The organism is Streptomyces sp. NWU339 (assembly GCF_003143855.1).
Taxonomy (GTDB): domain Bacteria; phylum Actinomycetota; class Actinomycetes; order Streptomycetales; family Streptomycetaceae; genus Streptomyces.
In genome coordinates this window covers 72484-96269 of sequence record NZ_QFRK01000019.1, presented here as the reverse complement: position 1 = coordinate 96269, position 23786 = coordinate 72484, and the positions used below count along the sequence as shown (strand labels likewise).

Annotated in this window: 19 protein-coding genes and 1 pseudogene; 10 read left to right on the top strand and 10 right to left on the bottom strand. The window is 72.2% G+C overall.

All coding sequences use genetic code 11. From position 1 onward, the window contains the following. The first annotated feature begins 2 nt into the window (after window positions 1-2). From DIZ27_RS22620 to DIZ27_RS47285, 3 genes are read left to right on the top strand one after another with little or no spacing between them, the layout of a single operon-like run. Window positions 3-1184: a glycosyltransferase family 4 protein gene (locus DIZ27_RS22620; protein WP_109380285.1), complete on the top strand. Its 1182-nt coding sequence runs from the start codon at window positions 3-5 to the stop codon at window positions 1182-1184. Next, window positions 1181-2185: a class I SAM-dependent methyltransferase gene (locus DIZ27_RS22615; RefSeq protein ID WP_109380267.1), complete on the top strand. Its 1005-nt coding sequence runs from the start codon at window positions 1181-1183 to the stop codon at window positions 2183-2185. The genes DIZ27_RS22620 and DIZ27_RS22615 overlap by 4 nt, the downstream gene beginning before the upstream one ends. Beyond that, window positions 2182-3438: a lysylphosphatidylglycerol synthase transmembrane domain-containing protein gene (locus DIZ27_RS47285; protein WP_375231995.1), complete on the top strand. Its 1257-nt coding sequence runs from the start codon at window positions 2182-2184 to the stop codon at window positions 3436-3438. Before DIZ27_RS22615 ends, DIZ27_RS47285 begins: the two co-directional genes overlap by 4 nt. On the opposite strand, the pseudogene DIZ27_RS22605 reads toward DIZ27_RS47285, so the two are convergent. Beyond that, window positions 3324-4082, bottom strand: a pseudogene (locus DIZ27_RS22605) (creatininase family protein); the annotation flags it as partial. The gene DIZ27_RS47285 and the pseudogene DIZ27_RS22605 overlap by 115 nt on opposite strands. Window positions 4083-4123: 41 nt before the next feature. On the opposite strand from DIZ27_RS22605, the gene ribA reads away from it, so the two are divergent. Beyond that, window positions 4124-4783: a GTP cyclohydrolase II gene (gene ribA / locus DIZ27_RS22600; RefSeq protein WP_109380264.1), complete on the top strand. Its 660-nt coding sequence runs from the start codon at window positions 4124-4126 to the stop codon at window positions 4781-4783. A gap of 54 nt (window positions 4784-4837) precedes the next feature. On the opposite strand, the gene DIZ27_RS22595 is transcribed toward ribA, so the two are convergent. Beyond that, window positions 4838-6067 (bottom strand): serine hydrolase, encoded by a 1230-nt coding sequence (locus DIZ27_RS22595; RefSeq protein ID WP_109380263.1) that lies wholly within the window; start codon window positions 6065-6067, stop codon window positions 4838-4840. Between the two features lie 153 nt (window positions 6068-6220). Here DIZ27_RS22595 and DIZ27_RS22590 point away from each other — a divergent pair, with 153 nt between their 5' ends. Then, window positions 6221-6664 (top strand): PPOX class F420-dependent oxidoreductase, encoded by a 444-nt coding sequence (locus tag DIZ27_RS22590; RefSeq protein ID WP_109380262.1) that lies wholly within the window; start codon window positions 6221-6223, stop codon window positions 6662-6664. Between the two features lie 68 nt (window positions 6665-6732). Here DIZ27_RS22590 and DIZ27_RS22585 read toward each other — a convergent pair whose 3' ends face one another. Together DIZ27_RS22585 and DIZ27_RS22580 are read right to left on the bottom strand one after the other, a co-directional pair. Then, on the bottom strand, window positions 6733-8091 hold the full coding sequence (locus tag DIZ27_RS22585) for an MFS transporter (RefSeq protein ID WP_109380261.1): 1359 nt from the start codon (window positions 8089-8091) through the stop codon (window positions 6733-6735). A gap of 200 nt (window positions 8092-8291) precedes the next feature. Then, the gene (locus DIZ27_RS22580; protein ID WP_109380260.1) at window positions 8292-8957 is read right to left on the bottom strand and encodes a TetR/AcrR family transcriptional regulator; all 666 of its coding nucleotides are present in this window, start codon (window positions 8955-8957) and stop codon (window positions 8292-8294) included. Between the two features lie 144 nt (window positions 8958-9101). Between DIZ27_RS22580 and DIZ27_RS22575 the strand changes: the two genes are divergently transcribed. Further along, window positions 9102-9986, top strand: a complete 885-nt coding sequence (locus DIZ27_RS22575; RefSeq protein WP_109380259.1) for a shikimate dehydrogenase — start codon at window positions 9102-9104, stop codon at window positions 9984-9986. A gap of 76 nt (window positions 9987-10062) precedes the next feature. After that, window positions 10063-11898, top strand: coding sequence for a bifunctional sugar phosphate isomerase/epimerase/4-hydroxyphenylpyruvate dioxygenase family protein (locus tag DIZ27_RS22570; protein WP_109380258.1), 1836 nt, complete (start codon window positions 10063-10065; stop codon window positions 11896-11898). A 23-nt stretch (window positions 11899-11921) separates the two neighbouring features. Here DIZ27_RS22570 and DIZ27_RS22565 read toward each other — a convergent pair whose 3' ends face one another. The 5 genes from DIZ27_RS22565 to DIZ27_RS22545 all read right to left on the bottom strand — a co-directional run bounded on the left by DIZ27_RS22565 (window position 11922) and on the right by DIZ27_RS22545 (window position 17719). After that, entirely contained in the window at window positions 11922-12506 is a 585-nt protein-coding gene (locus DIZ27_RS22565; protein ID WP_109380257.1) for a histidine phosphatase family protein, read from the bottom strand. Window positions 12507-12511: 5 nt separating this feature from the next. Next, entirely contained in the window at window positions 12512-13447 is a 936-nt protein-coding gene (gene gnd / locus DIZ27_RS22560) for a phosphogluconate dehydrogenase (NAD(+)-dependent, decarboxylating) (RefSeq protein ID WP_109380256.1), read from the bottom strand. A 70-nt stretch (window positions 13448-13517) separates the two neighbouring features. Continuing rightward, window positions 13518-14453 carry a glucose-6-phosphate dehydrogenase assembly protein OpcA gene (gene opcA, locus DIZ27_RS22555; protein ID WP_109380255.1) on the bottom strand — a complete coding sequence of 312 codons (936 nt, stop codon included), beginning with the start codon at window positions 14451-14453 and terminating at the stop codon, window positions 13518-13520. Next, window positions 14450-16024 (bottom strand): glucose-6-phosphate dehydrogenase, encoded by a 1575-nt coding sequence (gene zwf / locus DIZ27_RS22550; RefSeq protein WP_109380254.1) that lies wholly within the window; start codon window positions 16022-16024, stop codon window positions 14450-14452. The genes opcA and zwf overlap by 4 nt, the downstream gene beginning before the upstream one ends. Before the next feature lie 279 nt (window positions 16025-16303). Then, window positions 16304-17719 carry a glycoside hydrolase family 16 protein gene (locus DIZ27_RS22545; RefSeq protein ID WP_109380253.1) on the bottom strand — a complete coding sequence of 472 codons (1416 nt, stop codon included), beginning with the start codon at window positions 17717-17719 and terminating at the stop codon, window positions 16304-16306. A gap of 195 nt (window positions 17720-17914) precedes the next feature. Between DIZ27_RS22545 and DIZ27_RS45850 the strand changes: the two genes are divergently transcribed. From DIZ27_RS45850 to DIZ27_RS22535, 3 genes are read left to right on the top strand one after another with little or no spacing between them, the layout of a single operon-like run. Continuing rightward, a complete protein-coding gene (locus tag DIZ27_RS45850; RefSeq protein ID WP_181383643.1) occupies window positions 17915-18088 on the top strand; it encodes a hypothetical protein in 174 nt (57 codons plus the stop codon). Then, window positions 18085-19431: a 6-phospho-beta-glucosidase gene (locus DIZ27_RS22540; RefSeq protein WP_109380252.1), complete on the top strand. Its 1347-nt coding sequence runs from the start codon at window positions 18085-18087 to the stop codon at window positions 19429-19431. The genes DIZ27_RS45850 and DIZ27_RS22540 overlap by 4 nt, the downstream gene beginning before the upstream one ends. Window positions 19432-19451: 20 nt before the next feature. Beyond that, window positions 19452-22517, top strand: a complete 3066-nt coding sequence (locus DIZ27_RS22535) for a glycoside hydrolase family 38 C-terminal domain-containing protein (RefSeq protein WP_109380251.1) — start codon at window positions 19452-19454, stop codon at window positions 22515-22517. Window positions 22518-22576: 59 nt separating this feature from the next. Here DIZ27_RS22535 and DIZ27_RS22530 read toward each other — a convergent pair whose 3' ends face one another. After that, complete coding sequence (locus DIZ27_RS22530) at window positions 22577-23728, bottom strand: ATP-grasp domain-containing protein (RefSeq protein ID WP_109380250.1); 1152 nt, start codon at window positions 23726-23728, stop codon at window positions 22577-22579. Window positions 23729-23786 lie beyond the last annotated feature (58 nt).

Sequence of the window (23786 nt, the reverse complement as noted above, 5' to 3'; positions counted from 1 at the left end):
CCGTGACCGACACGGCTACCCAGCGGGCCCGCCTGGACTACGTTCCCCAGCAGGCCTCCTTCCCGGGGAACGGAGGGATCATCCCCATGTCCCTGCGCTCCGTGCACTTCCTGATGCCGGGTGGCGTCGACGACCCGGCCGCACCGAGTGGTGGCAACGCCTACGACCGGCGCGTCTGTCTGGACCTGCCCGGCTTCGGCTGGGAGGTGCAGCGGCACGCCGTGGCCGGTGACTGGCCCCGCCCGGACGCCGCCGCCCGCACCGCGCTCGCCCGCACCCTGCGCGAACTGCCCGACGGCGCCGTCGTCCTGCTGGACGGACTGGTCGCCTGCGGGGTCCCCGAGATCATCGTCCCGGAGGCGGAACGGCTGCGGATGGCCGTCCTCGTCCACCTCCCGCTCGGCGACGAGACCGGGCTCGACCCGGCGGTCGCCGCCGATCTGGACGCCCGTGAGCGTACGGTGCTGCGCGCGGTGCCGGCCGTCATCGGCACCAGCGACTGGGCGGTACGCCGTCTCGTCTCCCACCACGGGCTCGCACCCGACCGGGTCCATGTCGCCGCTCCCGGCGCCGACATCGCGCCCCTCGCCTCCGGCACCGACGGCGTCTCCCGGCTGCTGTGCGTCGCCGCCCTCACCCCGCGCAAGGGCCAGCACCGGCTGGTCGAGGCGCTGGCGGCGGTGTCCGACCTGCCGTGGAGCTGCTCGCTGGTCGGCGGACTCGGCCATGACCCCGAGTACGTCGCCCATCTGCGGTCCCTGATCGGCGAGTACGGCCTCCAGGACCGGCTGGAGCTGGCGGGACCGAAATCCGGCGCCGAACTCGACGCCAGTTACGCCGCCGCCGACCTGATGGTCCTCACCTCGTACGCCGAGACGTACGGCATGGCGGTCACCGAGGCGCTGGCGCGTGGCATTCCGGTGCTGGCCACCGATGTCGGCGGTCTGCCCGAGGCGGTCGGCCGCGCCCCCGACGGCGGGGTGCCCGGCATCCTCGTACCGCCGGAGAACCCCGCCGCCATCGCCGTCGAACTCCGCGGCTGGTTCGGCGAGGCGGACGTCCGCCGCCGGTTGAAGGCGGCCGCGCGCGGCCGACGTGCCGCGCTCGGCGGCTGGGCGAGCACCGCACAGAGCCTGGCGGCGGTACTGCGCCGGCTTCCGACCGAACCCCGGAGGGCCGCATGACCAGCTCGCCAACCACGCAGACGGTCCAGGCGGCGCAGCCGACGGCACCGGCCGGACCGGCCGGTCCCGCCGCCCGGCAGTCCGTCATCCCCGGGGCCGGCCCCGCGCTCCGTCCCGGGGAGCGGGACACCCTCCGGCTGCGGGAGGCCGCCACCGCCGACACCGATGAACCCGCCCGGTACGCGCCCGAGTGGCTCCAACTGCGTGAGCCCGCAGACGCCTACGCACGCGCCCACGACCTGCTCGACCCGCTGCGCATCCGGCTCGCCAACCTGCCGCAGCGGGCCGGCGGTTTCATCGTCCACGACATCGGCTGCGGCACCGGCTCCATGGGCCGCTGGCTCGCGCCCCGGCTGGACGGTGCCCAGCACTGGATCCTGCACGACCGGGACCCCTACCTCCTCCACTTCGCTGCCGTCGCCTCACCGCGGTCCGCCGCCGACGGCAGCCGCGTCAGCGTGGAGACCCGGCGTGGCGACGTCGCCCGGCTCACCCCGGAGGCACTGGCGGGCGCCTCCCTGGTGACGGCGTCCGCACTGCTCGACGTCCTCACCCGCGCGGACGTCGACGCCCTTGCCGCCGCCTGCGCCGGAGCCGGCTGCCCGGCCCTGCTCACGCTCTCGGTGGCCGGACGCGTCGAACTGACCGCGCCGCACCCGCTGGACCAGGAGATCACCGAGGCGTTCAACGCCCACCAGCGCCGGGACGGACTGCTCGGCCCGGACGCGGCCACCGTCGCCGCGGAGGCCTTCGCCGAACGCGGTGCGACCGTACGGCTCGACCCGAGCCCCTGGCGGCTCGGCCCCGAGCAGGCCGAACTGACCGCGCAGTGGCTGCGGGGCTGGGTCGGCGCGGCGGTCGAGGAGCGCCCCGAACTGGCGGAGCCCGCGGGCCGTTACCTGACCGAGCGCCTGGAGGCCTGCGCGGCGGGCGAGCTGCGGGTCGTCGTCCACCACAGCGACCTGCTCGCCCTGTGCCGGCCGTCGGGCGCCGCCGCGTGAGTGCCCGGACGGTGGAAACACCGGTCCTGGACACCCCGGTACCGCGCCCCGGCAGCGCCCCGCGCGCTCTCCTCGTCCGGCTCAACACCCCCACCGTGCGCACCCGCCTCGGCAGCGCCGCCGGTGTCCTCATCCTCGCCGTGCTGCTGTGGCGCCTGGGCACCGGTGTCCTCCTCGACGGGCTGCGCCGGATCGACGGGCTCTCCGTGCTGGCGGCGCTCGGGATCGGGTTGGTGACCACGGTGTTCAGCGCCTGGCGCTGGGCCCTGGTGGCCCGGGGCCTGAGAATCCGGCTGCCGCTCGCTCCGGCCGTCGCCGACTACTACCGTGCCCTGTTCCTGAACGCGGCCCTGCCCGGTGGCGTCCTCGGCGACGTCCACCGCGCGGTGCGGCACGGGCAGAGCACCGGTGACCTGGGCCGCGGGGTGCGGTCCGTGGTGCTGGAGCGGGCCGCGGGACAGCTGGCGCTGTTCGCCGCCGGGGCCGTGATGCTGCTGACCATGCCGTCGCCGGTCCGGGACGACATGCGGCAGGCCGTCCCGCTCGTGGGCCTCGCCGCACTCGGGGCCTGTGCCGTCGTCCTCGCCCTGCGGATGAACCGGTCGGCGTCGTCACGCCGGGGCCGGGCGCCGCGGCCGGTACTCGCCGAGGCCCGCGAGGGGCTGCTGTCCCGGCGCAACGGTCCGGGTGTGCTGCTCTCCTCCCTCGTCGTGCTCGCCGGATACCTGGCGATGTTCGTCCTCGCCGCTCGCGTCGCCGGAGTCGGCGCGGCGGTGACCGAGCTGCTGCCGCTGGGCGTACTGGCGCTGCTCGCCATGGCGCTGCCGCTGAACGTCGGCGGCTGGGGCCCCCGGGAGGGCGTCGCCGCCTGGGCGTTCGGCGCCGCGGGACTGGGCGCGGGCCGGGGACTGGCCGTCGCCGTGGTCTACGGGGTGCTCAGCCTCGTGGCGAGCCTGCCCGGAGTGATCGTGCTCGTCGTCCGCTGGTACGCGGAACTGCGCGCCGGGCGGCGGACGGTGGCCACCGCCGCCCGGCGCGCCCAGGAGGACACGGCCTATGCGCCGTCGCTCACCGCGTCGGCCGAACCGGTGGCGCCCGCCGAACCGGCCGGGGTCGCCGCCTCCGTCGCGGTGCTGCCGGAGGTGAGCATCGAGAAATACGCGCCGAAGGAATCCACGAGGCTCGCCAGGAGCTCTTTGCCCTTTTCCGCGGAGCCCAGTGAAGGGCGTCCTATGACACCGGAATCGGTATAGGCGGTCATTCCCAGCGTGAGCAACTGGCGCCGGTCGTCGGCGACGTGGTCGGAGGTCTCATAACCGGTACGGAGCAATTCGGGGTGAGTGTGCAGAAGGATGGAGGTCTCGATTTCCCCCGCGTGCATGTCGGTGAGCAGCGAGGTGACCACGCCGGCGTGCCGGCGCGCGGCCTCCCAGTCCTCCGGCGCCGGGAACAGCGACATGCGCTCGCCGCGGGCGGAGGATTCCTGGACGACGTTGCCGAGTACGTAGTTCCCGCCGTGTCCGTTGACCAGCACCAGGGTGTCCACGCCGGACCGGCGCAGCGAGTCGGCGATGTCCCGTACCACCGCGTGAAGGGTCACGGAGGAGATGGAGACGGTTCCCGGCCAGGCCGCGTGCTCGTGCGAGCACGAGATCGTCACCGGAGGGAGGAGATGCACCGGGTACGTGTCGGCGATCTCCCTCGCGACGGCACACGCCACCAGGGTGTCGGTCACCAGCGGCAGGAACGGGCCGTGCTGCTCGAAACTCCCGACGGGAAGGACCGCGATCTGCCGTGAGACGTCGGCGCCTCGATTCCGTACATCTTCTGTAGTATCCGCCGGCAACAGACCGTGGACCGGGCCGTATGCCGCCGACCGCTTTTGTGAACCACTCATACCCTCACGGCCTTTCGTCTCTGCTTAGGAACCCGAGAATCATGACAGAAAACATAGGCGTACTCGCCAAGAAGCCACCCCAGCGGACCGGCGTGGAACGTGTCGTGAATGTGCCGTTGCCCACCGTGTACGGAAAGTTCCAGGCGGTCGGCTACCTCGACCACGACCGCGGTGACGAACAAGTCGCCCTGGTCCACGGAGACATCGGCACGGACCGGGTCCTCACCCGGCTGCACTCGGAGTGCCTGACCGGCGACGCGTTCGGCTCCCAGCACTGCGAGTGCGGCGACCAGCTCGCCGCCGCGCTGCGCGCGGTGGCCGCCGAAGGGGCGGGCGTCGTCCTCTACTTGAGAGGACACGAGGGCCGCGGCATCGGCCTGCTGGCGAAGCTGCGCGCGATGGCCCTGCAGGCGGAGGGGCTGGACACCGTCGAGGCGAACCTCGCCCTCGGCCTGCCGGTGGACGCCCGCGACTACGGTGTCGCCGCCGGCATGCTCCAGGACCTGGGCGTACGGTCGGTGCGGCTGATGTCCAACAACCCCCGCAAGCACGAGGCGTTGGTGCGGCACGGGGTCCAGGTCGCCGAGCAGGTGCCGCTGTTGATACCGCCGTGCGAGAGCAACATCACCTACCTGCGCACCAAGCGGGAGCGCCTCGACCACGACCTGCCCCACCTGGACGCGGTGGCGCACTGGTCCTGACGTCCCGACGGACCCGGCACCCCGGCGGCGAACCGGCGTCCGGCCGGCCGGCGTTCAGCCGGTCACGGCCTCGTGCACCAGCCGCCTGAGGTCCGGGAACACCGAGTGGGAGGACCGGGGCCGCACCTGTGTGTAGAACTGCACGGTCAGGTCGCGGCCCGGGTCGACCCAGAACGCGGTGGTGGCGACCCCGGTCCAGCCGTAGGTGCCGAGGCCGGACGGGGCCCGCGTACGGGACGGGTCGACGACCACGGAGACACCGAGGCCGAAGCCGATGCCCTCGTTGCCGGGCTCGTCGTGGGCCGGACGGCTGCCGAAGGCGCGCAGATCGGCGCCGCCGGGAAGGTGGTTGCGGGTCATCAGGTCCACCGTCTCCGGGGTGAGCAGCCGGACACCGTCCAGTTCGCCCCGACGGCGCAGCAGTTCCATGAAACGGTGCATGTCGTGGGCGGAGGCCGCCATCCCCCCGCTGCCGGACAGGAACCGGGGACGCCCCCGCAGCGGCAGCCCGGCGATGGGCTCGATGCCGCCGGCCTCTGTCTCCCCGTACAACTCCGCGAGCCGCTCCGCCTGTTCGTCACCAACCTGGAAACCGGCGTCCGTCATCCCCAGCGGGCCGAAGATCCGCTCGGCGAAGAAGGTGTCGAGCGGCTGCCCGGACACCACCTCGATGATCCGCCCCAGCACGTTGGAGGCGACCGAGTAGTTCCACTGCGTGCCCGGATCGAACTGCAGCGGCAGACCGGCGTACACGTCGACCGTCCCGGCGAGGTCCGCACCCGGGGCCACCGACGAGTCCAGTCCGGCCTCGCGGTACAGCGCGTCCACCGGATGGGCGTGGTAGAAGGCGAACGTCAGCCCGGCGGTGTGGGTCATCAGATGCCGTACGAGCAGGGGGCCGGCCGCGGGACGCGTCCGCATCCCGTCGCCGGAACCGCTCTCGTACACCCGGGGTTCGGCGAACGCCGGCAGGTGACGGCCGACCGGATCGTCCAGCGACAGCCGACCCTCCTCCATGAGGATCAGCGCGGCGACGGCGGTCACCGGCTTGGTCATGGAGTAGATCCGCCACAGTGTGTCGCTCCGCACCGGCAGCCCGGCCGCGACGTCCCGCCGCCCGTACGCCGTCAGATGCGCGACCCGCCCGCCCCGCGCGACGGCGACGAGGAAGCCGGGCAGCCGCCCCTCCTCGACCTCGTGCGCGAAGTGCCGGTCCAGCCGGTCCAGTGCCTTCGCGTCCAGACCGGCCTCCGCCGGGTCGGCCTCTTGCCGCAGCAGTTCCATCGCGCACTCCTTCGATCATGCTCCCGAGCTGAGTCCGGCATACCCCGCCCACAGCACGTCAGACCTCGTCGGGCCGGGTGAACACACCGGCGAACCCGGACGGCCGGCGAGGGCGCCGGGAACGACGGGCCCGGTGCGGGCGTTGCACGGGGTATGACACAGGACACACTGCCCGCGCTGCTCGCACTGATCGGTGATCACAACGGTGGCGTGCTCGTCACGCTGAAACAGGACGGACGGCCCCAGCTTTCGAACGTCAACCACGCCTACTACCCCGACGAGCGGTTGATCCGTGTCTCGATCACGGACGACCGGGCCAAGACCCGCAACCTGCGGCGGGACCCCCGGGCGTCCTACCACGTGACCACCCCCGACCGGTGGGCGTACACGGTCGCCGAGGGCACCGCCGAACTGTCCCCCGTCGCCGCCGACCCGCACGACGAGACGGTGCGGGAACTGATCCGGCTCTACCGCGACGTCAACGGCGAACACCCCGACTGGGACGACTACCGCGCCGCCATGGTCCGCGACCGCCGCCTCGTGCTGCGGCTGCGGGTGGAGCGGGCGTACGGGATTCCCCGGCGCGGCGAGTCGTAGGGCCCGGGGCGCGCCGACGCGTGACCCCCGGAGCCGGGTACCGGCTCCGGGGGTCGGGGCGAGCGGGCTCAGGCCGTCACTTTCTCCGGCTGGGTCACGCCGTCGCCGGTCGCGCGTTCGCCGAGCAGTTCGGTCGGGACGCGGTGGGTCTCCCGCGCGGAGAGCGCCGCGATCACCGGCGGGACGCACAGGGCGGTCGTGAAGAGCGCCACCGCCGTCCAGTCGTCCCCGTCCGGGCCCGCGATCTGCGCGGCGAAGGTGACCGCGAAGCCGGCCACGGCGAAGCCGATCTGGGTGCCGATCGCCACGCCCGAGAGCCGTACCCGGGTCGGGAACATCTCCCCGTAGAAGGACGGCCACACACCGTTCGCGGCGCTGTAGACGACACCGAAGGCGATGATGCCCAGCAGCATCGTCAGGGCGAAGTTGCCGGTGGAGATGACCCACAGGTACAGGAACATCGTCACCGCGCTGCCGACGGCGCCGACCAGGAAGACCGGGCGGCGGCCGATCCGGTCGGAGAGCACGGCCCACAGGGGGATCGCGGCGAGCGCGGCGACGTTCGCCAGCGCGGCCACCCACAGCATCGACGTGCGGGACATGCCGACCGCGTCACTGGTCGCGTACGCCAGCGCCCACACCGTGAAGATCGTGCTGACCGAGGCGATCAGAGCACCCGCGACCACCCGCAGGACGTCCGCCCAGTGCTCGCGCAGCAGCACGGCCAGGGGCAGCTTCACGACCCCCTCGGTGGCGGTCTGCTGCTCGAAGGCCGGGGTCTCGTCCAGCTTGCGGCGGATGACGTACCCGACCACGGCGACCGCGACGCTCATCCAGAACGGCACCCGCCAGCCCCAGGAGAGCAGCTGCTCCTCGGGCATCGCGGCCACCGGGATGAAGACCAGCGTGGCCAGCAGCTGGCCGCCCTGCGTACCGCTCAGGGTGAAGCTGGTGAAGAAGCCGCGCCGGTGGGGCGGCGCGTGTTCCAGGGTCATCGAGTTCGCGCTGGCCTGTTCGCCGGCCGCCGAGATGCCCTGGAGGATGCGGCACAGCACCAGCAGGACCGGCGCGAGGGTGCCGACCTGGTCACGGGTGGGCAGACAGCCGATGAGGAACGTCGACACGCCCATCAGCATCAGCGTGAAGACCATGATCTTCTTACGGCCGACCCGGTCCCCGTAGTGGCCGAGGAACAGCGCGCCGAGGGGCCGTGCCGCGTACGCGACACCGAACGTCGCCAGCGACAGCAGGGTCGCGGTGGCCGGGTCGGAGTCGTCGAAGAACACCTCCGGGAAGATCAGCGCCGCCGCGCTGCCGTAGATGAAGAAGTCGTAGTACTCCAGGGCGCTGCCGATCCAGGCGGCGGTCGCCGCCTTCTTCGGCTGTCCGGGCGGGGAGGCGTCGCGGGGCGGTGCGGGGACGGACACGGCGGGCTCCTTCGAGGGGACTCCACGACGGTACGCGGAGGATGAGCTGAGGGGAGAAGCCGGTGCGCTAATTAACCCACTGGATAGTTAGTCGCGGCTGGATAGGGATGCTGCGCCCGACGGCCCCCGGTGTCAAGAGGTGGCGTCGTACGGAGTCGGCCCAGGGTCCGCCGGATTGAAAGGGCGAGGCTCTCCGCCGGTCAGTCCGTGGCCCGCTCCGCCGTCAGGTACGCGATCACCATGTCGCCCAGCATCGCCCGGTAGTGCTCGCGCCGGTCCGGGGCGACCAGGTCGCGGCCGAACAGCGCACCGAAGGTGTGCCGGTTGGACACCCGGAAGAAGCAGAACGAGCTGATCATCGCGTGCAGGTCGACGGCGTCCACGTCGGCCGTGAACAGGCCCGACTCCTGCCCCGCGGCCAGGATCCGGCGGATCACGTCGAGCGCCGGCGAGCCCATCCGGCCGAGCTCCTCGGAGGCCCTGATGTGCTCCGCGCCGTGGATGTTCTCGATGCTCACCAGGCGGATGAAGTCAGGGTGCCGCTCATGGTGGTCGAAGGTCACCTCCGCCAGCCGCCGGATGGCCGCCACCGGGTCCAGGTGGTCGACGTCCAACTGCTGCTCGGCCTCGCGGATCACGCCGTACGCGCGCTCCAGCACGGCCGTGAACAGACGTTCCTTGCCGCCGAAGTAGTAGTAGATCATCCGCTTGGTGGTGCTGGTGCGGGCGGCGATCTCGTCGACGCGGGCCCCGTCGTAGCCGGCCCGCGCGAACTCCCGCGTCGCCACGTCGAGGATCTCGGCCCTGGTGCGGGCGGCGTCACGGATGCGCTCGCCGGGCCGTGCCGGTTCTTCGACGCTGGTCATGGAGTTCCTTCGGGCGAGGGGTGCAGTGCCGGTGATTGTAGAAGGGGGCCGTCATCGGCCCGCCGGGGCTTCCACGAGGCCCCGACCGGCTGATATAGCTAACGTACTGGTTCGTACATTAGTGAGTGGTCTCTGGAGGCCCCGGTGCTCAAGGACTCGTATCTCGTCGGGCTGATCGGCTCCGGCATCGGCCCGTCGCTCAGCCCCGCGCTGCACGAGCGGGAGGCCGACCGGCAGGGCCTGCGCTGTCTGTACCGGCTCCTCGACCTCGACACGATCGGCGTGCCGCCCGAGGCGGTGGGCGAGCTGCTGCGCGCCGCGCGGCTGCTCGGATTCGACGGACTCAACATCACCCATCCGTGCAAACGGCTCGTCGTCGAGCATCTCGACGCACTCGATCCACAGGCCGAGGCGCTCGGCGCGGTCAACACCGTCGTCTTCGAGGGCGGCCGGGCCGTCGGCCACAACACGGACGTCACCGGCTTCGCCGCCTCCTTCGCCCGCGGCCTGCCCGACGTGCCGCTGGAGCGGGTGGTGCAGCTCGGCGCGGGCGGCGCCGGTGCCGCCGTCGCGCACGCCGTGCTCACCCTCGGCGCCGGACGGGTCACCGTGGCCGACGCCCTGCCCGAGCGGGCCGACGAACTCGCCGACTCCCTGAACCGGACCTTCGGAGCGGACCGCGCCGCCGCCGCACCCCTGGACCGGCTGCCGAAGCTCCTGGCTGCCGCCGACGGCAGCGGCGGCCTGGTGCACGCGACCCCCACCGGTATGGCCGCCCACCCGGGACTGCCGCTGCCCGCGGAGCTGCTGCACCCCGGGCTGTGGGTCGCCGAGGTCGTCTACCGTCCCCTGGAGACCGAGCTCCTGCGCACCGCCCGTGCGGCGGGCTGCGCCATCCTCGACGGCGGCGGCATGGCCGCCTTCCAAGCCGCGGACGCGTTCCGCCTGTTCACCGGGCGGGAACCCGACCGGGCCCGCATGCTCGCGGACCTCACCGAACTCACCGGCCCCGTCGCAGCACCCCAATAGCCCCCAGAGTCTCCAGAACCCCCAGAGCCTCCAGAGCCCTCAGAGCACGGAACTTCACGGAAGCAGAGGTACCGACGTGCGTACGTCCATCGCCACCGTCTCCCTCAGCGGCACCCTCACCGAGAAACTCACGGCCGCCGCCCGCGCGGGCTTCGACGGCGTGGAGATCTTCGAGAACGACCTGCTCGCCAGCCCGCTCACACCACGGGAGATCCGCGCCCGCTGCCTCGACCTCGGGCTCGGCATCGACCTCTACCAGCCGCTGCGGGACATCGAGGCCGTGCCCGCCGAGGCGTTCGCCCGCAACCTGCGCCGCGCCCGGCACAAGTTCGAGCTGATGGGCGAACTCGGCGCCGACACCGTGCTGGTCTGCTCCAGCGTCGACCCCGAGGCGATCGACGACGACGCTCTCGCCGCCGCCCAGCTGCGCGAACTCGCCGATCTGGCACAGGACTCCGGCATCCGGGTCGCGTACGAGGCGCTGGCCTGGGGACGGCACGTCAGCACGTACGACCATGCCTGGCGCATCGTCGAGGCGGCCGGGCACCCGGCGCTCGGCACCTGCCTGGACAGTTTCCACATCCTCTCGAGGGGCTCCGACCCCAAGGGCATCGAGGACATCCCCGGCGAGAAGATCTTCTTCCTCCAGCTGGCCGACGCCCCGCTGCCCGCGATGGACGTCCTCCAGTGGAGCCGCCACCACCGCTGCTTCCCCGGACAGGGCGGCTTCGACGTCGCGGGACTCGTCCGGCACGTCCTGCGCACCGGCTACGACGGGCCGCTGTCCCTGGAGGTGTTCAACGACGTGTTCCGGCAGGCCGAGGCCGCCCCGACCGCCGTGGACGCCCGGCGCTCCCTGCTCGTCCTGCAGGAGGAGGTGGGGGTGGCGCAGCCGCCCGCCCCCGTCGTCCCCACCGGCGTCGCCTTCGCCGAACTCGTCACCGCCGACGCCGAACCCCTCACCGGACTGCTGGGCGCCCTCGGCTTCACCCGCACCGCCCGGCACCGGAGCAAACCCGTCGACCTCTGGCAGCAGGGCGAGGCCCGCATCCTCGTCAACACCGGTACGGCCGTACGCCGCGACGGCACCCGACTCGCCGCCGTCGGCCTGGAGTCGCCCGACCCCGCCGGTGCCGCCGCCCGCGCCGAGGCCCTGCTGGCGCCCGTACTGCCGCGCCGCCGTGCCCCCGAGGACGCCCCGCTGGACGCCGTCGCCGCCCCCGACGGCACGGAACTGTTCTTCTGCGACGCCCGACTCGCCGGCTGGCGGGCCGACTTCGAGGACGTCGGGGAGCCTTCGACCGGGTCTGCCGCGGCTGCCACGGCAGACTCGGCTGCCACGTTGAGGATCTGGCGCATCGACCATCTCGCGCTCACCCAGCCCTGGCACCACTTCGACGAGGCGGCCCTCTTCCACCGCAGCGTGCTCGGGCTGCGGGCCGAGGACAGCGTCGACGTCGCCGATCCCTACGGGCTGCAGCGCAGCCGTGCGGTCAGCAACGCCGACGGCACCGTCCGGATCGCCCTCACCGTCCAAGCCGCGCCCGGCGACGACACCGTGCACGCCCAGCACATCGCGTTCGCCACCGACGACGTGGTCGCCGCGGCCCGCCGACTGCGCGACGCGGGCGTCCCGTTGCTGCCGATCCCGGCGAACTACTACGACGACCTCGCCGCCCGCCACGAGTTCGCCGACGGCGAGCTGGAGACCTACCGCGAACTGGGCATCCTCTACGACCGCGACGAGCACGGCAGCCTGCGGCACTGCTACACCCGCACCGTCGGCCGGGTGTTCTTCGAACTCCTCCAGCGCGACGGCGGCCACCGCGGCTACGGCGCCCGCAACGCACCGGTACGGCTGGCCGCCCAGCACGCCGTCCGGACGTCGACCGCCCTCACGTCCCAGCCGTAGGGCAGGGCGTCGGCGTCACGGCCTCAGGGCCGGGTGTTCCACTCCGCGAGCACCGGGCTGCCATGCTCCAGCGACAGCCGGCCCAGCGTCCCCGTCTCCAGCCGGAACAGCCGCCCGTCCGCGGGCGGCAGGCCCAGCCGCCGTGCGGTCAGCACCCGCAGCAGGTGGCCGTGCGCCACGAGCATCACATCACCCGTGTCGAGCGCCCCGGTCACCCGGGACAGTACCCGGTCGGCCCGCTCGCCGACCTGCGCGGCGGACTCGCCGGGAAACTCCGGACCGGGCGGCACCCCGTCGGTCCACAGATCCCAGCCGGGCCGGGCGCGTCGGATGTCCGCGGTGGTGACGCCCTCGTAGCCGCCGTAGTCCCACTCCCGCAGGTCCGGCTCCGGCACCGCCCCCGCCAGCCCCGCGAGTTCGGCGGTGCGCCGGGCGCGGAGCAGCGGACTGGTGAGCACGAGCGCGAAGGCGCGGCCCGCGAGCAGCGGGGCCAGGGACCTGGCCTGGTCCTCGCCTCCCGGGGTCAGGGGCAGATCGGTGCCACCGGTGTGCCGTCCCGCCCTGCTCCACTCCGTCTCACCGTGCCGGGCCAGCAGGAGATCACCCACGGTCGCTACGCCCAGTCCTCCTGCTCCTGCTGCTTCTGGTCCCGTTTCTGCTCCGGGGCGTTTCGGTCCGCGGACTCGACCGCGTGGCCGCCGAACTGGTTGCGCAGCGCCGCGACCATCTTCATCTGCGGCGAGTCCTCCTGCCGGGAGGTGAACCGCGCGAACAGGGAGGCGGTGATCGCGGGGAGCGGCACCGCGTTGTCGATGGCGGCCTCCACGGTCCAGCGGCCCTCGCCCGAGTCCTCGGCGTAGCCGCGCAGCTTCTCCAGGTGGGCGTCCTCGTCGAGGGCGTTGACCGCCAGGTCGAGCAGCCAGGAGCGGATGACCGTGCCCTGCTGCCAGGAGCGGAACACCTCGCGGACGTTGTCCACCGAGTGGACCTTCTCCAGCAGCTCCCAGCCCTCGGCGTAGGCCTGCATCATGGCGTACTCGATGCCGTTGTGGACCATCTTCGCGAAGTGCCCGGCGCCGACCTTGCCCGCGTGGACGTAGCCGTACGGGCCCTCCGGCTTGAGCGCGTCGAAGATCGGCTTCAGCCGCTCCACGTGCTCCTCGTCGCCGCCGACCATGAGGGCGTAGCCGTGCTCCAGCCCCCACACACCGCCCGAGACACCCGCGTCGACGAAGCCAATGCCCCGGGCACCCAGCTCCTTGGCGTGCTTCTCGTCGTCCGTCCACCGGGAGTTGCCACCGTCGACGACGGTGTCACCGGGCTTGAGCAGGCTTCCCAGCTGATCGATGACGCGCTGGGTGACCGCGCCGGCCGGGACCATCACCCAGACGACGCGCGGGCCCTCGAGCCGGTCGACGAGGTCGGACAGGTGGCCGACGTCGGAGCGGTCGGGGTTCGTGTCGTAGCCGACGACGGTGTGTCCGGCGGCACGGATGCGCTCACGCATGTTGCCGCCCATCTTGCCGAGACCAACAAGGCCGATCTGCATGTCAGTTCACTTCCTGGGTTCGGGTAGGGCGGCCCACCGGGGGCGCCGGGTCGGTGCGGGGGAGGGGGCGTCAGACACGGGCGGGGACCTCCTCGGTGGCCTCGCCGCGCAGGGCGACGGCGTACATCTCGTCCGCGTCGAGACGCCTGAGCTCCTCCGCGATCAGCTCGGGGAGGGGGCGTACCTTCAGCGCGAGCCGCCGCGACGGCTGCCCCGGCAGCGACAGCGTGGCCATCGGGCCCTCCGGGCGGTCGATGACGATCTCGCCGTCCACCGTGCCCAGGCGCACACCGGTGACCACCGGGCCGGCCGTCTCCACCCGCTCGACCGGCACGCTCAGCCGGGCCTCCAGCCAGCGCGCCAGCAGCTCCGCGCTCGGATTGTCGGCCTCGCTCTCCACGGCCGCCGACGTCACCGTCAGCCGGGCCTGGTCCAGGGCGGCGGCCAGCATGGACCGCCACGGCGTCAGCCTGGTCCAGGCCAGGTCGGTGTCACCGGGCGCGTAGCAACGCCTCCGGGCGGCCAGCACCTCCAGGGGGTCCTCGACCGCGTACAGGTCGGTGATCCTGCGCTGGGCCAGCGCACCCAGCGGGTCCCTCGACGGGTACTCGGGCCCGTCCGCAGGCCACCAGACCACCACCGGGGCGTCCGGCAGCAGCAGCGGCAGCACCACGGAGTCGGCGTGGTCGGACACCTCTCCGTAGGTCCGCAGGACCACGGTCTCGCCGGTGCCGGCCTCCGAACCGACCCGCACCTCGGCGTCGAGGCGCGGGTGGGTGCGGTCGCGCGGGGTGCGGGCGTGGCGCTTGATGACGACGAGCATGCGCGAGGGGTGCTCGTGCGAGGCCTCCTCGGCGGCCTTGATCGAGTCGTAGGCGTTCTCCTCGTCCGTGACGATCACCATCGTCAGGACCATGCCCACGGCGGGGGTGCCGCTGGTGCGACGGCCCCGCACCAGCGCCTTGTTGACATCGCTTGCCGTGGTGTCGGTGAGGTCGATCTTCATGGCCTGCGCCAGCTCCGTCCGTCTCGTGCGAGCATCTCGTCGGCTTCCGCGGGTCCCCAGCTGCCCGAGGTGTACCGCGCGGGTGTGCCGTGGGATGCCCAGTGCTCCTCGACCGGGTCGAGGATCCTCCACGACTCTTCCACTTCCTGATGGCGGGGGAACAGGTTGGCGTCCCCCAGCAGGACATCCAGGATGAGCCGTTCGTACGCCTCCGGGCTGGACTCGGTGAACGACTCGCCGTAGGCGAAGTCCATGGTCACGTCGCGGATCTCCATGGACGTGCCCGGCACCTTGGAACCGAACCGCACCGTCATGCCCTCGTTCGGCTGCACCCGGATGACGATCGCGTTCTGCCCGAGCTCCTCGGTGGCGGTGGAGTCGAACGGCGAGTGCGGCGCCCGCTGCAGCACGATCGCGATCTCGGTGACCCGGCGGCCCAGCCGCTTTCCGGTGCGCAGGTAGAAGGGGACACCCGCCCAGCGGCGGTTGTCCACCCCCAGTTTGATCGCGGCGTAGGTGTCGGTGGTGGAGCCCGCGTCGATGCCCTCCTCCTCCGCGTAGCCGCACACCCGTCGGCCGCCCTGCCAGCCCGCCGCGTACTGCCCGCGCACGGTGTCCCGGCCCAGGTCCTTCGGCAGCCGCACGGCCCGGAACACCTTCAGCTTCTCGGCGAGCAGCGACGCCGCGTCGAAGGAGGCCGGCTCCTCCATGGCGGTGAGCGCCATCAGCTGGAGCAGGTGGTTCTGGATGACGTCACGGGCGGCGCCGATGCCGTCGTAGTAGCCGGCCCGGCCGCCGATGCCGATGTCCTCGGCCATGGTGATCTGCACGTGGTCCACGAAGGACCGGTTCCAGATCGGCCCGAACAGTTGATTGGCGAAGCGGAGCGCCAGGATGTTCTGGACGGTCTCCTTGCCCAGGTAGTGGTCGATCCGGAAGACCTGGTCCGGGGCGAACACCTCGTGGACGATCGCGTTGAGCTCCTTGGCCGACTTCAGGTCGTGGCCGAAGGGCTTCTCGATCACCGCGCGCCGCCAGGAACCCTCGGGCGCGTCGGCCAGCCCGTGATTCCTCAGTTGTCGGACCACCTTCGGGAAGAACTTCGGCGGTACCGAGAGATAGAAAGCGTAGTTTCCGCTGGTACCTTGAGCGCTGTCCAACTCTGCTACGGCCGCGCGCAGTTGCTCGAAAGCGGCGTCGTCGTCGAAGTCACCCGGCACGAACCGCATACCCTCGGCGAGCTGCTGCCAGACCTCCTCGCGGAACGGCGTGCGGGTGTGCTCCTTGACCGCGTCGTGCACCACCTGCGCGAAGTCCTGGTCCGCCCAGTCCCGGCGGGCGAAACCGACCAGGGAGAAGCCGGGCGGCAGCAGACCCCGGTTGGCGAGGTCGTACACGGCCGGCATCAGCTTCCTGCGCGAGAGGTCGCCCGTGACGCCGAAGATGACGAGCCCGGAGGGGCCGGCGATCCGGGGGAGCCGGCGGTCGCGGGGGTCGTGCAAGGGGTTGGACCAGCAGGCCCCGGCCTCGTTCTCGCCTCCGCCTTCGGCCTCGTCCGTCTCCTCGGTCATTCCGTGTCAGCTCCCTTGGTGTCGAGGGCCTTCCCCTCTACAGGGTGTCCCGGGAAGCGGGAACCTTCACCTCCGAGAAATCCCGGCGGGGCCCGTGCCCGTGGTTTTCGCCTGCTCGTCCTTGAGGAGCCTTGGATCCGAAGGAGTGGCTGCAGATTTGCCTTCAGTAGTAAAAGTATGACGTTACAAGCGGAAGGATGCCTCGAGGTGCTGTCTCCGGTGGTCGCCCGCATGGGTGAGGGGGCCCCACGCGCGCGTGGGCCCCCTCACCGTCGGTGGTCAGCGGCCGAAGGTGAACCAGTTGACGTTCACGAAGTCCTGCGGCTGGCCGCTGGTGAAGGTCAGGTACACGTCGTGCGTGCCCGTCACGGAGGTGATGTTCGCCGGGATCGTCCGCCACGACTGCCAGCCGCCCGTGTTGCCCACCGCGAAACTCCCGACGGGCGCGTTGCCGCGGCTGTCCAGGCGTACCTCGACCAGGCCGCTGACCCCGGTCGGCGCACCGCTCGCCACCCGGGCGGAGAACTGCCGGGCCGCGGAGGAGCCGAAATTGACGCCCTTGTACTGCAGCCAGTCACCGTTGGCCAGCGCACCCACGTTCTGGCCGCCGCCGGAGTCCGAGGTGGGCTCCGTCATCGTGCCGGACTGGGCGTCGAAGGACTCGGCCTGGATGGTGCCGTAGGCGTCCCGGTTGCCGGTCGGCGGGGGCGTGGTGCCACCGCCGCCGGAGCTCAGCACCTGGACGTAGTCGACGAGCATCGAGTAGCCGGGCTGGGTACCGCCGTCCGGGCCGCCGCCGAAGGCGTCGGGGAAGCCGCCGCCCATCGCCACGTTGAGGATGATGAAGAAGCCGTGGGCGGTGGCGTTCCTCCAGGTCGTCGCGTCGACCTGGTTCTCCCGCACGGTGTGGAAGTTGTTTTCGTCGAGGTAGAAGCGGATCTCCTCCACGCTCGACGAGCGGTCCCACTCCAGCCGGTAGGTGTGGAAGCCGGCCTGGCAGGTGGTGCCCTGACAGGCGGTCGAACCGCCGATGCCGCTGTTCTCGTTGCACGGCCCGCCGGGTGCGGTGCCGCAGTGCATCGTGGCGAAGACGGTGTTGTTGCCCTGTGTGTTCTCCATGATGTCGAGTTCACCGACGGACGGCCAGTTCCAGTAGTTGCCCCGGTACGGCGCGCCCAGCATCCAGAACGCCGGCCAGTAGCCCTTGGCGGCGGCGCCGGTCACGTTCGGCACCTGGATGCGGCTCTCGACGCGCAGCGTGCCCCCGGCGGGCGGCTGGAAGTCGGAACGGTTGGTCTCGATGCGGCCCGAGGTCCAGTTGCCGGAGGCGTCCCGGCGCGGGGTGATACGGAGGTTGCCGTTGCCGTCGAGGGAGACGTTCTCCGGGCTCGACGTCATCGTCTCGATCTCGCCGGTGCCCCAGTTGGCGGGGCCGCCCGGGTAGCCCTTGCCGGTCGCGTACTGCCAGTTGGAGGTGTTGACACCGCTGCCCGCGGCGCCGTTGAAGTCGTCGACGAAGACCTGGTTCCAGCCCGACGGCGGGGGCGGGGCGGCGGCGCTCGCCGACGGGACGGCGGCCGTGGCGGCGGCCGCGGTGAGCCCGAGCGTGCCGACGACGGCGAGCAGCGCCCGCCGCAGCGGGCGGGGTCTGCGGAGGGACCGGGATCTGCGGGGGGTGCCGGAGGTGTCACTCATGTGGGGGCTGCCTCTCGGATGCGGATGCGGACACGAGAACGGATGAGGGTGCACGGGTGCGTGCGGGGAGTGCTCGAAGAGCCCGGCTCGATGATTCTGAGAGCGCTCTCAGAGTGTCGCCAATGTGCTTTGCGGCCCCGTGGCCGTCAAGAGGTGTAACCGAGAAAGTCTTTCTGCGCGGGCAGAGTTCATTCCGTGAATCGACGCGAACGGGTGCAACCGCGCCACGACGACGGCGTACGGACGCCCCGTACCTCAGTGCTCGCTCCGGCCTCCGCCCCGCTCGGGTCGGCCGGACATGCTGGTGTCGATGCCGTCAACGGCGTCGACGGCATCGGTGACGTCGAGAAGGGAAGGGTGCAGACGTGAAACTGACGATTCTGGGCGGCGGAGGATTCCGGGTGCCGCTGGTGTACGGCGCGCTCCTCGAGGACCGCGCCGAGGGGCGGGTGACCCGGGTCGTCCTCCATGACGTGGACGATCGTCGACTGTATGCGATCGCCCGCGTGCTGGCCGAGCAGGCGGCCGGCGTGCCCGACGCTCCCGAGGTGACCACCACCACCGATCTGGACGACGCCCTGCGCGGCGCCGACTTCGTCTTCTCCGCGATCCGCGTCGGCGGCCTCGAGGGCCGCGCGAACGACGAACGGGTCGCGCTCGCCGAGGACGTCCTCGGGCAGGAGACGGTCGGCGCGGGCGGCATCGCCTACGGACTGCGCACCGTCCCCGTAGCCGTCGACATCGCCGCCCGGGTGGCCCGCCTCGCCCCCGACGCCTGGGTCATCAACTTCACCAACCCGGCGGGCCTGGTCACCGAGGCCATGTCCCGTCACCTCGGCGACCGCGTCATCGGCATCTGCGACTCGCCGGTCGGCCTCGGCCGCCGCGTCGCCCGGGTGCTCGGCGCGAACCCGCGGGAGGCGTGGATCGACTACGTCGGCCTCAACCACCTCGGCTGGGTGCGCGGCCTGCGGGTCAAGGGCCGCGACGAACTCCCGCGCCTGCTCGCCGACCGCCACCTGCTCGGCTCCTTCGAGGAGGGCCGGCTCTTCGGCGCCGACTGGCTCCAGTCCCTCGGCGCGATCCCCAACGAGTACCTGCACTACTACTACTTCAACCGGGAGACCGTACGCGCCTACCGACAGGCAAAGAAGACCCGCGGCGCCTTCCTCCACGACCAGCAGGCCCGGTTCTACGCGCAGGTGGGCGACCCCGACGACACCGGCACCCCCGCTCTGGAAACCTGGAACCGCACCCGCGCCGAACGCGAGGCCACCTACATGGCGGAGAACCGCGAAACCGCCGGCGCCGGTGACCGCGACGAGGACGACCTGTCCGGCGGCTACGAGAAGGTGGCCCTCGCGCTGATGCGGGCCGTCGCCCGCGACGAACGGACCACCCTGATCCTCAACGTCCGCAACCGCAGCACCCTTTCGGCACTCGACGCGGAAGCCGTCATCGAGGTCCCGTGCCTCGTCGACGCCGGCGGCGCGCACCCGGTCTCCGTCGACCCGCTGCCGGGCCACGCCACCGGCCTGGTCTGCGCGGTCAAGGCGGTCGAGCGCGAGGTGCTCCAGGCCGCCGAGTCCGGCTCCCGCGCCCGGGCGGTCAAGGCCTTCGCGCTGCACCCGCTCGTCGACTCCGTGAACGTGGCCCGTCGCCTCGTCGACGGCTACACCGCTGTCCATCCCGGCCTCGCCCACCTCAAGTAGCCCCGTGAGGAGAGCACTTCATGCATGACGAACGCCATCGGATCGAGGGCCGCGTCGAGCGCGTCCACACCCAGCGCGTCAAGCCCGCGCTCTACGCCGCCACCGTCCCGCTCACCGTCGAGGCCTGGCACGCGCCGGGCGAGCCGGTCCCCTTCGCGCAGGCCGCAGCCGCCCCCTACGAGCCCTTCGCCAGGAACACCCCGTGGGGTCCGCCCTGGGGCACCACCTGGTTCCGGATGCGCGGGCAGGTCCCCGCCGCGTGGGCCGGCCGGCGCGTCGAGGCGGTCATCGACCTCGGCTTCACCGGCGCCGGGCCGGGCTTCCAGGCCGAAGCCCTGGTGCACCTGACCGACGGCACCCCGCTGAAGGCGGTCAACCCGTTCAACCGGTACGTTCCGGTCGCCCGCCGGGCCGCGGGCGGCGAGGAGATCGACTACCTGGTCGAGGCGGCCTCCAACCCCGACATCCTGGCCGACGGCTTCGCCCGCCCGACCCCGCTCGGCGACCGGCGCACGGCGGGCGACACACCGCTGTACGTGTTCCGCGGCGCCGATCTCGCCGTCCTCGACGAACCGGTCTGGCACCTCGACCTGGACCTGTGCGTGCTGCGTGAACTCATGGCCGAACTGGGCGAACACGAGCCACGCCGGCACGAGATCGCGCACGCCCTCGACCGGGCCATGGACGCCCTCGACCTCGACGACGTCTCCGGCAGCGCCCCCGCCGCCCGCGAGGCCCTCGCCCCCGTCCTCGCGAAGCCCGCGCACGCCAGCGCGCACACCGTGTCCGGCGTCGGGCACGCCCACATCGACTCCGCCTGGCTGTGGCCGCTGCGCGAGACCCGGCGCAAGACGTCCCGCACCTTCTCCAACGTCACCGCGCTCGCCGGCGAGTACGACGACTTCGTCTTCGCCTGCTCGCAGGCCCAGCAGTACGCGTGGGTGCGCGACCACTATCCGCAGGTGTGGGAGGGGATCAGGAAAGCCGTCGACGAGGGCCAGTGGGCACCGGTCGGCGGCATGTGGGTGGAGGCCGACGGCAACCTGCCCGGCGGCGAGGCCCTGGCCCGTCAACTGGTCCACGGCAAACGGTTCTTCCTCGAGCACTTCGGCATCGAGACCAAGGGCGTCTGGCTGCCCGACTCCTTCGGTTACACCGCCGCCTACCCGCAACTCGCCAAGCTCGCCGGCAACGAGTGGTTCCTCACCCAGAAGATCTCCTGGAACCAGACCAACAGGTTCCCGCACCACACCTTCTGGTGGGAGGGCATCGACGGCACCCGCATCTTCACGCACTTCCCGCCGGTCGACACCTACAACGCCGCCCTCACCGGCGAGGAGATGGCCCGCGCCGTGCGCAACTACCGCGAGAAGGGCGGCGGTACCCGCTCGCTCGCACCGTTCGGCTGGGGCGACGGCGGCGGCGGTCCCACCCGTGAGCACATGGAGCGGGCCCGCCGGCTGGCCGATCTGGAGGGCTCCCCGAAGGTCGTCGTCGAGCACCCCGACGCCTTCTTCGCCAAGGCCCGCGAGGAGTATCCCGACGCCCCGGTCTGGAACGGCGAGCTCTACCTGGAACTGCACCGCGCCACCTACACCAGCCAGGCCCGCACCAAGCAGGGCAACCGGCGCAGCGAACACCTCCTGCGCGAGGCCGAGTTGTGGGCCACCACGGCGGCACTGCACACGCCGGACCACGCCTACCCGTACGAGACACTCGACCGGCTGTGGAAGACGGTCCTGCTGCACCAGTTCCACGACATCCTGCCCGGCTCGTCCATCGCCTGGGTGCACCGGGAGGCGGAGGCGGAGTACGCCAGGGTCGCACAGGAGCTGGAGGCGCTGACGGGGGAGGCGATCGCCGCCCTGGGCGAGGGCTCAGGCCTCCGGGTGTTCAACACCAGTCCGTACGACCGCGCCGAGGTGATCCGGACACCCGGGGGAGCGCCGGTGTGGACGACCGCGCCCGCGAACGGCAGCGCACCCCTGGAGGCGCCGGCCGGCTCCCCCCGCCCCCGGCCGGTGACCGTCACGGAGCGGGTGCTCGACAACGGGATGGTGCGGGTGCGACTGGCGGACGACGGCACGCTGGCGTCCGTCCACGACCTCCGCTCCGACCGCGAGGTGCTGGCCGGTCCGGGCAACCTGCTCCGGCTGCACACGGACCTCCCCAATTACTGGGACGCCTGGGACATCGACCGGCACTACCGGAACCGGTTCACCGAGCTGCCCGCCGCCGAGTCCGTCACCGTTGTCGCACAGGATCCGCTGGTCGGCGCCGTCCGGGTGGAGCGTGCCTTCGGCAACGGCTCGCGGATCGCCCAGACGATCACCCTGCGCGCCGGCAGCCCCCGGGTCGACTTCGAGACCGAGATCGACTGGCACGAGGCCGAGAAGATCCTCAAGGCCGGCTTCCCGTTCGACATCCGGGCCCCGCACTCCTCCGCGGAGATCCAGTTCGGTCACATCCAGCGCCCCACCCACACCAACACCAGCTGGGAGGCGGCCCGCTTCGAGGTCTCCGGCCACCGCTGGGTGCACATCGGCGAACCCGGCTACGGCGTCGCCGTCCTCAACGACTCGACGTACGGCCACGACGTGACCCGCACGGTCCGCGACGACGGAGGCACGACCACGACGGTCCGACTCAGCCTGGTGCGCGCCCCGCGGATCCCGGACCCCGAGGCCGACCAGGGCCTGCACCGCTTCACCTACGCGCTGCTGCCCGGCGCGGGCATCGAGGACGCCGTCGCGGAGGGCTACGCGCTCAACCTGCCGCTGCGTGTGGCCCGGGCGGCGGGCGCACCGGACCCGGTCGTCTCGGTGGACGGCCGGGGCGTGACCGTCGAGGCGGTCAAGCTCGCCGACGACGCCTCCGGCGATGTCGTCGTCCGCCTCTACGAATCCCGCGGCGGACGTGCCACCGGCACCCTGCGCACCGGCTTCCCGCTCGGCGGGGCCCAGGTGACCGACCTCCTGGAGCGGCCGCTGGAGCCGGCGGACACCGACGGCGACAGCATGCCCGTGGCCCTGCGTCCGTTCCAGGTGCTGACCCTGCGGCTGACGGTGGACCGGAACCGGGACTGACCGCCCGCGCACCGTGTGCACCGGGTCGGCCGGCCCCCCGTGACAGCGGCCGACCGACCCTACCGGTGGCCCGGGCCCCAGGCCGGGCCGCCGGCCACGGCGTCCCCGGCCACCGCCGCGGCCGGTACGCCGCTCAGCGCGGGCGCGGGCAGCTCCGCGGGCAGGTCGGGGCGCAGCTGTGGCGCCGACACGGGACGCAGCGGACGCGGGCCGGACACCACCGAGTAGTCCTGGCCCAGGAAGGGCGGGGAGATCTCGCCCGGGTCCTCGCCGAGCGCCAGCCGCACGGCGGCCCACGGCGCGTTCACCCCGCACAGCGACAGCTGGTGCAGGCCACCGGCGGGGCGGGTGTTGACGTCCATCAGCACCGGCTGCTCGCCGAACATCCGGAACTGGATGTTGGACAGATGGTGCAGGCCGAAACCCTCCGCGATCCGCCGGGCCGGCTCCAGCCACCGCTCGTGCAGGGTGAACCCCCTGCGACGGCCGTTCTTGGTGCGGCCGACGGCCAGCCGGACCCGGTTGTCCGGCCCGGTGAGACAGTCCACCGACACCTCCGGCTGCTCGAGCACCGGCATCACCAGCCAGTCCACCGGCTCCTCCGCCTGCCGCACCGCCGCCAGCACCAGATCGAGCGGCACCTGCGGGCTGGGGAAACCGCTCAGCTGCCCGAGGGCGAAGGGGGCACGGGTGATCACCCGGAAGCCCACACCGCCCGCGCCGGAGGCGGGTTTGAAGCACGCCCGGTGCCCCAGCGCATCCAGCTCCTCCACGGCGCGGACCAGCTCGTCCGCCGACCGCACCCGCCACCACGGCGGCACGGGCACCCCGATCGCCTGCACGGCCTCGTAGGCGATCACCTTGTCGCGGAAGACGGCCACGGCCTCGGGCGGCGGCGCCAGCAGCGCCGTACCGGCCGCCTCGAACTCCGCGCGGTGCGCGACGAGAGCCCCTTGGTGCAGCCGGGGCACGAACACGTCGATGCCGCGCCGCGCGCACTGGGCGAGCGCGTACTCGACGTACGCCGCCGGGGACAGGTTCTCGGGTTCCAGCTCGGCGGTGTCGGCCGCGGCCAGTACGGGGGAGTCGGGGTCGCCGTGCGTGGCATGGATCTCGACGGCCCGGTCGTCGGGATTCTTTCTCACCTGATCGATGAAGAACACGTTCTCCGCGTACGTGCGGTTGAGCCATACGCGTACGCATGAGGCCATGCAGGCCGCCTTTCACGGTGTGCGGGCAGGCCTCAGCGGCCCGTGCCCGGGCAGAGGG

What these genes read in the sequence shown, in the direction of transcription:
- opcA (WP_109380255.1), bottom strand. Translation starts at nt 14,453, where the DNA reads ATGAAGATCGACCTCACCGACACCACGGCAAGCGATGTCAACAAGGCG.
- DIZ27_RS22535 (WP_109380251.1), top strand. Translation starts at nt 19,452, where the DNA reads ATGCATGACGAACGCCATCGGATCGAGGGCCGCGTCGAGCGCGTCCAC.
- DIZ27_RS22595 (WP_109380263.1), bottom strand. Translation starts at nt 6,067, where the DNA reads ATGGAACTGCTGCGGCAAGAGGCCGACCCGGCGGAGGCCGGTCTGGAC.
- DIZ27_RS22590 (WP_109380262.1), top strand. Translation starts at nt 6,221, where the DNA reads ATGACACAGGACACACTGCCCGCGCTGCTCGCACTGATCGGTGATCAC.
- DIZ27_RS22580 (WP_109380260.1), bottom strand. Translation starts at nt 8,957, where the DNA reads ATGACCAGCGTCGAAGAACCGGCACGGCCCGGCGAGCGCATCCGTGAC.
- DIZ27_RS22545 (WP_109380253.1), bottom strand. Translation starts at nt 17,719, where the DNA reads ATGAGTGACACCTCCGGCACCCCCCGCAGATCCCGGTCCCTCCGCAGA.
- gnd (WP_109380256.1), bottom strand. Translation starts at nt 13,447, where the DNA reads ATGCAGATCGGCCTTGTTGGTCTCGGCAAGATGGGCGGCAACATGCGT.
- DIZ27_RS22530 (WP_109380250.1), bottom strand. Translation starts at nt 23,728, where the DNA reads ATGGCCTCATGCGTACGCGTATGGCTCAACCGCACGTACGCGGAGAAC.
- DIZ27_RS22615 (WP_109380267.1), top strand. Translation starts at nt 1,181, where the DNA reads ATGACCAGCTCGCCAACCACGCAGACGGTCCAGGCGGCGCAGCCGACG.
- zwf (WP_109380254.1), bottom strand. Translation starts at nt 16,024, where the DNA reads ATGACCGAGGAGACGGACGAGGCCGAAGGCGGAGGCGAGAACGAGGCC.
- ribA (WP_109380264.1), top strand. Translation starts at nt 4,124, where the DNA reads ATGACAGAAAACATAGGCGTACTCGCCAAGAAGCCACCCCAGCGGACC.